Origin of the sequence: Desulfurivibrio alkaliphilus AHT 2 (assembly GCF_000092205.1) — a bacterium.
Lineage (GTDB): Bacteria > Desulfobacterota > Desulfobulbia > Desulfobulbales > Desulfurivibrionaceae > Desulfurivibrio > Desulfurivibrio alkaliphilus.
Genome location: NC_014216.1, coordinates 612,723 through 621,462, shown reverse-complemented (window position 1 = coordinate 621,462; position 8,740 = coordinate 612,723). Strand labels below are relative to the sequence as shown.

At 56.1% G+C, this 8,740-nt stretch carries 3 protein-coding genes, 2 tRNA genes and 3 rRNA genes; 2 read left to right on the top strand and 6 right to left on the bottom strand.

Features of this window, described 5'->3' with window-relative positions; all coding sequences use genetic code 11:
* Positions 1–25: 25 nt before the first annotated feature.
* The 6 genes from rrf to larB all read right to left on the bottom strand — a co-directional run bounded on the left by rrf (position 26) and on the right by larB (position 6,310).
* Positions 26–142 (bottom strand): 5S ribosomal RNA (rrf, locus tag DAAHT2_RS02675).
* Between the two features lie 77 nt (positions 143–219).
* Positions 220–3,176, bottom strand: a 23S ribosomal RNA gene (locus tag DAAHT2_RS02670).
* Between the two features lie 140 nt (positions 3,177–3,316).
* Positions 3,317–3,392 (bottom strand) — tRNA-Ala (locus DAAHT2_RS02665).
* Between the two features lie 10 nt (positions 3,393–3,402).
* Positions 3,403–3,481, bottom strand: a tRNA-Ile gene (locus tag DAAHT2_RS02660).
* 145 nt (positions 3,482–3,626) lie between these two features.
* Positions 3,627–5,188: ribosomal RNA gene (locus tag DAAHT2_RS02655) — 16S ribosomal RNA — on the bottom strand.
* The 16S, 23S and 5S rRNA genes sit together here with 2 tRNA genes alongside, the layout of an rRNA operon.
* A gap of 366 nt (positions 5,189–5,554) precedes the next feature.
* The gene (gene larB, locus DAAHT2_RS02650) at positions 5,555–6,310 is read right to left on the bottom strand and encodes a nickel pincer cofactor biosynthesis protein LarB (RefSeq protein WP_013162760.1); all 756 of its coding nucleotides are present in this window, start codon (positions 6,308–6,310) and stop codon (positions 5,555–5,557) included.
* Between the two features lie 425 nt (positions 6,311–6,735).
* On the opposite strand from larB, the gene prmA reads away from it, so the two are divergent.
* Both prmA and DAAHT2_RS02640 read left to right on the top strand, forming a co-directional pair.
* The gene (gene prmA / locus DAAHT2_RS02645; RefSeq protein WP_013162759.1) at positions 6,736–7,656 is read left to right on the top strand and encodes a 50S ribosomal protein L11 methyltransferase; all 921 of its coding nucleotides are present in this window, start codon (positions 6,736–6,738) and stop codon (positions 7,654–7,656) included.
* Positions 7,653–8,381: a 16S rRNA (uracil(1498)-N(3))-methyltransferase gene (locus DAAHT2_RS02640; protein WP_013162758.1), complete on the top strand. Its 729-nt coding sequence runs from the start codon at positions 7,653–7,655 to the stop codon at positions 8,379–8,381. Before prmA ends, DAAHT2_RS02640 begins: the two co-directional genes overlap by 4 nt.
* Positions 8,382–8,740: the final 359 nt, after the last annotated feature.

Below are 8,740 nucleotides of genomic sequence, written 5' to 3'. Positions count from 1 at the left end.
GATAACAGGGGCTTTAGCAAAAAAGATTCGGCGGCGACCTACTCTCCCACCAAGTTTCCCTGGCAGTACCATCGGCGCTGAGGGGCTTAACTTCCGTGTTCGGAATGGGAACGGGTGTGACCCCCTCGCTATGGCCACCGAAAAGTCTAAAAAAACAGTGATAACTGAATATGTTGTGAGTTAGCATTTACAGTAGCGAATCTTGCAAGGAAAAAGAAAATGATCAAGCCGCACGGCTGATTAGTACCGGTAAGCTCCATGTGTTGCCACACTTCCACACCCGGCCTATCGACGTCATGGTCTATGACGAGCCTTCAGGTGGGGTTATCCCCACGGGGTATCTTATCTTGAGGTGGGCTTCCCGCTTAGATGCTTTCAGCGGTTATCCCTTCCGAACGTGGCTACCCTGCCATTGCCGCTGGCGCGACAACAGGAACACCAGTGGTTCGTCCATCCCGGTCCTCTCGTACTAGGAACAGATCCTCGCAAATACCCTACGCCCACAGCAGATAAGGACCAAACTGTCTCACGACGTTTTAAACCCAGCTCGCGTACCGCTTTAATTGGCGAACAGCCAAACCCTTGGGACCTGCTCCAGCCCCAGGATGCGATGAGCCGACATCGAGGTGCCAAACCTCCCCGTCGATGTGAACTCTTGGGGGAGATAAGCCTGTTATCCCCGGAGTACCTTTTATCCGTTGAGCGACGACCCTTCCATGCGGAATCGCCGGATCACTAAGACCTACTTTCGTACCTGCTCGAGATGTCTCTCTCGCAGTCAAGCTCCCTTATGCCTTTACACTCTACGGCTGGTTTCCAATCAGCCTGAGGGAACCATCGCGCGCCTCCGTTACTCTTTAGGAGGCGACCGCCCCAGTCAAACTACCCACCAGACAATGTCCCAAACCCGGATGACGGGTCGTGGTTAGAAGCCTAGAATAATCAGGGTGGTATTTCAAGGTTGACTCCACGAGAACTAGCGTTCCCGCTTCAATGTCTCCCACCTATCCTACACAAATTATCCCAAACTCCAATGCCAAGCTGTAGTAAAGGTTCACGGGGTCTTTCTGTCTTGCTGCGGGTAATCGGCATCTTCACCGATAATTCAGTTTCGCTGAGTCCCTGGTTGAGACAGTGGGGAAATCGTTACGCCATTCGTGCAGGTCGGAACTTACCCGACAAGGAATTTCGCTACCTTAGGACCGTTATAGTTACGGCCGCCGTTTACCGGGGCTTCGGTTCGGAGCTTCTCCCGAAGGATAACTCCTCCCCTTAACCTTCCGGCACCGGGCAGGCGTCAGACCATATACCGCGTCTTTCGACTTCGCATAGTCCTGTGTTTTTAGTAAACAGTCGCTCCCCCCGTTTCTCTGCAACCACCTTCGGCTCCGTAAGTATTCACTTCACCTAATGATGGCACACCTTCTCCCGAAGTTACGGTGTTATTTTGCCGAGTTCCTTAACCAGAGTTCTCTCAAGCACCTTAGGATACTCTCCCTGCCTACCTGTGTCGGTTTACGGTACGGTCGCCATATCAACTCGCTACGAGGCTTTTCCTGGCAGCATGGGATCAACCACTTTGTGGGCCTAAGCCCTCGTCATCACGCCTCAGCGTTGAATGGAGAAACGGATTTGCCTGCTTCTCCCGCCTACACGCTTAAACCGGGACGTCCAACACCCGGATGGCCTACCCTTCTGCGTCCCCCCTTCACTCAAACGTTGATACAACGGCGCAGGAATATTCACCTGCTTCCCATCGACTACGCCTCTCGGCCTCGCCTTAGGGGCCGGCTAACCCTGGGCAGATTAACTTGACCACAGGAAACCTTAGGCTTTCGGTGTGCGGGTTTCTCGCCCGCATTTGCGCTACTCGTGTCAGCATAAGCGCTTGTGGGACCTCCAGCACTCCTTTCGGTGTACCTTCTCAGGCGACCACAATGTTCTCCTACCACTCCATCTTACGATGAAATCCGCGGCTTCGGTAGCATGCTTAGCCCCGTTGAATTTTCGGCGCAGACCCACTCGACCAGTGAGCTATTACGCTTTCTTTGAAGGATTGCTGCTTCTAAGCCAACCTCCTGGTTGTCTGGGCAGTTCCACATCCTTTACCACTTAGCATGCATTTAGGGACCTTAACCGGCGGTCTGGGCTCTTTCCCTTTCGACCACGGATCTTATCACCCGTAGTCTGACTCCCGTGCTTGAGCTTGACGGTATTCGGAGTTTGACAGGGTTTGGTAATCCTGTGGGGACCCCTAGCCCAACCAGTGCTCTACCTCCGTCAGTCATCACACGAGGCTATACCTAAATATATTTCGGAGAAAACCAGCTATTCCCGAGTTTGATTAGCCTTTCACTCCTAGCCACAGCTCATCCAAGCAGTTTTCAACCTACAATGGTTCGGGCCTCCACGAAGTGTTACCTTCGCTTCACCCTGGCCATGGCTAGATCACCCGGCTTCGGGTTTACCCCATGCAACTAAACGCCCAGTTAAGACTCGCTTTCGCTACGGCTACACCTCTCGGCTTAACCTTGCTGCATAGGGTAACTCGCTGACTCATTATGCAAAAGGCACGCGGTCACACTGTCCGAAGACATAGTGCTTCCACTGCTTGTAAGCAGACGGTTTCAGGTTCTATTTCACTCCCCTCCCGGGGTTCTTTTCACCTTTCCCTCACGGTACTGGTTCACTATCGGTCACCAGGTAGTATTTAGCCTTGGAAGATGGTCCTCCCGGATTCCCACGGGGTTTCTCGTGTCCCGTGGTACTCGGGGACACCCTAGGGTGACTCCAGATTTCGTCTACCGGGCTATCACCGTCTCTGGCCGGCCTTTCCAGACCGTTCAACTATCCTTCGTCAATCCCACATCGGGGCCCCACAACCCCGCAGTACAAGTACTGCGGTTTGGGCTTTTCCGCGTTCGCTCGCCACTACTGACGGAATCTCAATTGATTTCTTCTCCTGGGGGTACTGAGATGTTTCACTTCCCCCCGTTCGCCTCATACACCTATGAATTCAGTGCATGATGACCAGGGTATACCTGGCCGGGTTGCCCCATTCGGAAACCTCCGGATCAAAGCCTGTTAGCAGCTCCCCGAAGCTTATCGCAGCTTACCGCGTCCTTCATCGCCTCCTGGTACCAAGGCATCCACCGTCTGCCCTTAGTAGCTTGATCAAAAATATCCTATAAGCCTTGCTAGACTCAGCTACTAAAATGCTTCACAACATATTCAATTATCAAAGATCAAATACTGCCATACCATCCGGTTACTCCTCTGAGATAACCGCGACGGCGCCGCCAAAGACGGCTAAAAATGGTGGAGGTGAACGGGATCGAACCGATGACCTCCTGCGTGCAAGGCAGGCGCTCTCCCAGCTGAGCTACACCCCCAATCCGATAATGGTGGGCCTAACTGGACTTGAACCAGTGACCTCACGCTTATCAGGCGTGCGCTCTAACCAGAACTGAGCTATAGGCCCGTATCCGAGAAAACTAAGCGACCATCCTTAGCGAACGGCCGCTCCCCGTTACCTATCACTTGCAAAGATCGTTAGCGATCTCTCAAAACTGAGCAGAAATGTGATGGTATTGACCCCTGTCGGGACTTAGCCCGATCTTCCTTAAAAAGGAGGTGATCCAGCCCCAGGTTCCCCTAGGGCTACCTTGTTACGACTTCACCCCAATTACCGATCATTCCTTGGCAGCCTGCCTCCTAAAAGGTTAGCTCAACCGCTTCTGGAACAACCGACTTTCGTGGTGTGACGGGCGGTGTGTACAAGGCCCGGGAACGTATTCACCGCGGCATGCTGATCCGCGATTACTAGCGATTCCAACTTCATGGAGTCGAGTTGCAGACTCCAATCCGGACTGAGACCGGCTTTTTGAGATTGGCTACTTATCGCTAAGTCGCTGCCCTCTGTACCGGCCATTGTAGTACGTGTGTAGCCCTGGACATAAAGGCCATGAGGACTTGACGTCATCCCCACCTTCCTCCGGTTTGACACCGGCGGTCCCTCTAGAGTGCCCAACTTAATGATGGCAACTAAAGGCGAGGGTTGCGCTCGTTGCGGGACTTAACCCAACATCTCACGACACGAGCTGACGACAGCCATGCAGCACCTGTCTCCGGATTCTACCTAATGATAGCACTCTCCTGTTTCCAGGAGATCTCCGGGATGTCAAGCCCAGGTAAGGTTCTGCGCGTTGCGTCGAATTAAACCACATACTCCACCGCTTGTGCGGGCCCCCGTCAATTCCTTTGAGTTTTAACCTTGCGGCCGTACTCCCCAGGCGGTGCACTTAATGCGTTAGCTGCGACACTGAAAGGGTCAATTCCTCCCAACATCTAGTGCACATCGTTTACAGCTGTGGACTACCAGGGTATCTAATCCTGTTTGCTCCCCACGCTTTCGCGCCTCAGCGTCAGTATCCGTCCAGAAGATCGCCTTCGCCACCGGTATTCCTCCCGATATCTACGAATTTCACCTCTACACCGGGAATTCCATCTTCCCCGCCGGTACTCAAGCCCTGCAGTTTCAATTGCACATCCACGGTTGAGCCGTGGGCTTTCACAACTGACTTGCAGGGCCGCCTACGCGCCCTTTACGCCCAGTAATTCCGATTAACGCTCGCACCCTCCGTATTACCGCGGCTGCTGGCACGGAGTTAGCCGGTGCTTCCTTTGAAGGTACCGTCAAATCCAGATGGTATTAACACCTGAACCGTTCTTCCCTTCCGACAGAGCTTTACAACCCGAAGGCCTTCTTCACTCACGCGGCGTCGCTGCGTCAGGGTTGCCCCCATTGCGCAATATTCCTCACTGCTGCCTCCCGTAGGAGTCTGGTCCGTGTTTCAGTTCCAGTGTGGCGGATCATCCTCTCAAACCCGCTAACCATCGTCGCCTTGGTAAGCCGTTACCCCACCAACTAGCTAATGGTACGCAAGCCCCTCCCTCTACGGTAACTTTCAAGAAGAGGTCACCTTTCCTTACCAACCTTATGGCCGGCAAGAATATCCGGTATTAGCAGCCCTTTCGAACTGTTATCCCAGATAGAAGGGCAGGTTACTTACGCGTTACTCACCCGTGCGCCACTCTACTCAGGGCCGAAGCCCCTTTCTCGTTCGACTTGCATGTGTTAAGCACGCCGCCAGCGTTCAATCTGAGCCAGGATCAAACTCTCCAGTTTGATCTCTATCGTAAAACGCTAACTGTAATAACAGCCAACGCCTACTGTACTGCAAAAAAAATCCCATCCCGGCTACAACGGTTCCCCGCTATAACCAAAACAGGTCTTTGGGCCCATCACTTAATTCTCTGCTCAGTTTTCAAAGATCGCTAACCCCCGCGGGCAACCCGCTGGAGAAGTCTGCTTTATACTCAGTCTTGCCTGCCGTGTCAATCGTTTTTTTAAGCTCGGCGACAAAACTTTCAACCCGCCGGTATCTACCGACAAGCGCCTCCGGGGTGACCCGGAAAGGCGGGCAAGATAGCCGGACGACCCTGGCTTGTCAACGACTTTCAGCAGCCTTTCAGCAAATATTCATAACCGGGTTCAGCCCCTACCATTAATAGCGTGGGCCGCACAGGCTGCCCCGAAACCATTGTCGATATTGACCACCGTAACCCCGGGCGCGCAGCTGTTGAGCATCCCCAGCAGAGCGGCAATGCCGCCAAACCCCGTGCCATAGCCGACACTGGTGGGGACGGCAATCACCGGTTTACTCACCAGGCCACCCACCACACTGGGCAGGGCTCCCTCCATGCCGGCCACCACGATCAGCACCGAGGCCTCTTCCATAACCTGGCGCTGCCCCAGCAGACGATGAATCCCCGCCACCCCGACATCGTAAAGTCGAGACACCGGATGCGCCAAGGCCGTGGCGGTCAGGGCCGCCTCTTCGGCCACCGGTTCGTCGGAAGTGCCGGCGGAGACCACCAGAATCGTGCCTCGACAGCGCTGCGGGTTTATCTCCGGCAAATTGGCGGCCAGCATCCGGGCCGCCGGAAAGTAGGTCAGCTCGGGCAAAAGGTCGGTCACCGCCGCCGCTTTAGCTGCATCAACCCTGGTTGCCAGCACCGTTTCCCGGTGCGCCAGCATTCTCTGCATGATCAGCGCCACCTGTTCCGCGCTCTTCCCCTCACCGAACACAACCTCCGGGATCCCGGTGCGCAAGCGCCGCTGGTGGTCAAGGTGGGCGCAACCCAGCTTTTCCCCGGGCCAGTGTTTAAGGGCATCCACGGCCTGCTCCACCGAGCAGCGACCGGCGGCGACTTCGGCCAGCAATTGAGCTAAATCCTGTTTCTCCATAACCAGTATCTTACAACAAAGCACCTTATTCGCAAAGGACAAGCGGCTCGGCACCGGGGCAACGTCAAAGTCGCTTGGGGCTGGACGGGGGCCGTGAAACCCGGTAGCGACGGGTTTGCCCGCCGCCGGGCGCATGGAGGCGCAGGAGGCGGCGGGCGCCTCGGAGGCCGACAGGATGTCGGCCGAGAATGAGTCGCTACCGGGTTTCGCGGCCCCCACCCCGGTGCAACAACCAATGACTTTGACGGATCCCTGGGCTCGGCACACAAGCCCGGCTGCTTGCCCGAAGAGGCGTGCGGCTGCTCGGTTACGCGTTTACCGGTTGTCTTCCACCACCGCTTCCGGTACATTCTGCAATTCAAGCCGCCGGCCGAGGCCGGCGACCTCGGACAAGACTGATCAACTCAACCCCCGGGCCCGGCACCATGACCAATACTCCCCGCAGCTGGCTTAAACTGACCGTCCAATGCCCACCCGAGCAGGCCGACAACGTGGCGGCCATGCTGGCTTCCTGCAGTGCCGGCGGCGTCGAACACGGATTTACCGGCTTCGACCATGACTCACCCTGGGAGGAAATCAGTGTCTACCTGGAACAGGACGATAGTCTTAATGATTGCCTGCAAGCCATCAACGATTATCTCGAATATTTGCGCTCCCACCATCAGGCCGTAGAGATCCCACCACCCCGAACCGAAGTCATTGTCGACCGCGACTGGAACGCAACCTGGAAGAAAGAGTTTACCCCCCTGGCCGTGGCCCCCGGTTTAATCATCAAACCCACCTGGGAAACCTACGAACCCGCCCCCGGCGAGCAGGTAATCGAAATGGACCCGGGCCAAGCCTTCGGCACCGGCCATCACGCCAGCACTCGACTGGCCCTCCACCTGCTCAACCTGCTTTTCTCGGAGGCTGAACCGCCCGCCACCGTGCTTGATGCCGGCTGCGGAACCGGAATCTTGGCCATGGCGGCTGCCCTGTGGGGAGCGGAAAAGGTTGTCGCCATCGACAACGACCCCCTGGCCGTGGAGGCAACCCGCTTTAACAGCGAAAGAAATCAGCTAAACAGCGTCATTCAGACCAGCCAGACCCCCTTACCGGAATTGACCTCGCCTTTTCAAGCGGTACTGGCCAACATCACCGCCGATGTGCTGCTGGACCTGGCCCCGGAACTGGTGAGACTGGTGGCACCCGGCGGGCATCTGATTTTGGCCGGCGTCCTGACCGGCCAGCAGGAGGCCGAGATCGTCCGACACTTCCAGGAACTCGGGCTGCTCCTTCGCCAGCAGCCGCACCAGGATGAGTGGGTTGCCTTTCTGTTCAGGAAACCACACGACGCACAATCATGAGACGCTTTTTCATCGACCCTGAAGCCATTCAGGGCCGGGAGGCCAGCCTGACCGGCAGCGATGCCCACCACCTGCAGCATGTGCTGCGCCTGACCCCCGGCGAGCGAGTGGAACTTTTCGACGGCCGGGGCACGGTTTATCAGGCCGCCATAGACCATATCGAACCGGGGCTGACCCGGCTGACCCTGCTGAGCTCCAGCGACACCCCGCCCGACCGGCTGGCCATCCACCTGGGCCAGGCGATGCTCAAAGGCAAAAAGATGGACCTGGTGGTGCAAAAGTGTACCGAACTCGGGGTTCGCTCCCTGCGCCCTTACACCTCACAACACACCACAACCCCACCCCCCGGGGCCGAAAAGCTTGCCCGCTGGCAACGGATCATCCATGAGTCGTGCAAGCAGTGCAACCAGCCCTGGCCTCCATCCTGCCATCCGCCGCAAACTTTTGCCGAACTGCTGGCCGACGCTGCCGACTTTGACCTGCGCCTGATCTGCTGGGAAGAACCGGAAGCACCACCACTCAGCAACATAGCCGAACAACTCGGAGCGCCGGCTTCCGTCCTGGTCCTGATCGGCCCGGAAGGAGGCTTCAGCCGGGAGGAAATCGACCTTGCCCGGCAGGCCGGTTTTATTGTTATCGGCCTGGGGCGCCGCATCCTGCGGGCGGAAACCGCTTCCATCGTGATCATCGCTTTGCTGCAGTATATTTTTAACGATCTGTATTAATCATCGACCCTCCCCCCGCTCGGCAACCCTCCCCCCCCCAGGCATGATAAAAAAAATTAAATTTACCCCAATATTTATAAATCGATATTGACAATCAAACAATTTCCAGAGTAGTAGTGCTTGCCATATATAAGGCAAACGTTTAACTAGCTTAAAAAAGCTAAGGCTCATACATACCGTTTTCTTGCGGAGGGGTTCCGGGGGATCACATGGGAACGGAGGGGCGTCAACCGGTTCATCGCCGAACCGCCCAAGCGCGCAACCTATAAGGGTGGCCATCGCTTATACCTTTCCCTGCGACACCAAGCCCGACACAGTTCTGCCGGGCAAAGGTTGCGACCATGCTTTTACCCTAACCA

Bases quoted from the DNA above. Each gene is read 5' to 3' on its own strand.
- larB (WP_013162760.1), bottom strand. From the start codon at position 6,310: ATGGAGAAACAGGATTTAGCTCAATTGCTGGCCGAAGTCGCCGCCGGT.
- prmA (WP_013162759.1), top strand. From the start codon at position 6,736: ATGACCAATACTCCCCGCAGCTGGCTTAAACTGACCGTCCAATGCCCA.
- DAAHT2_RS02640 (WP_013162758.1), top strand. From the start codon at position 7,653: ATGAGACGCTTTTTCATCGACCCTGAAGCCATTCAGGGCCGGGAGGCC.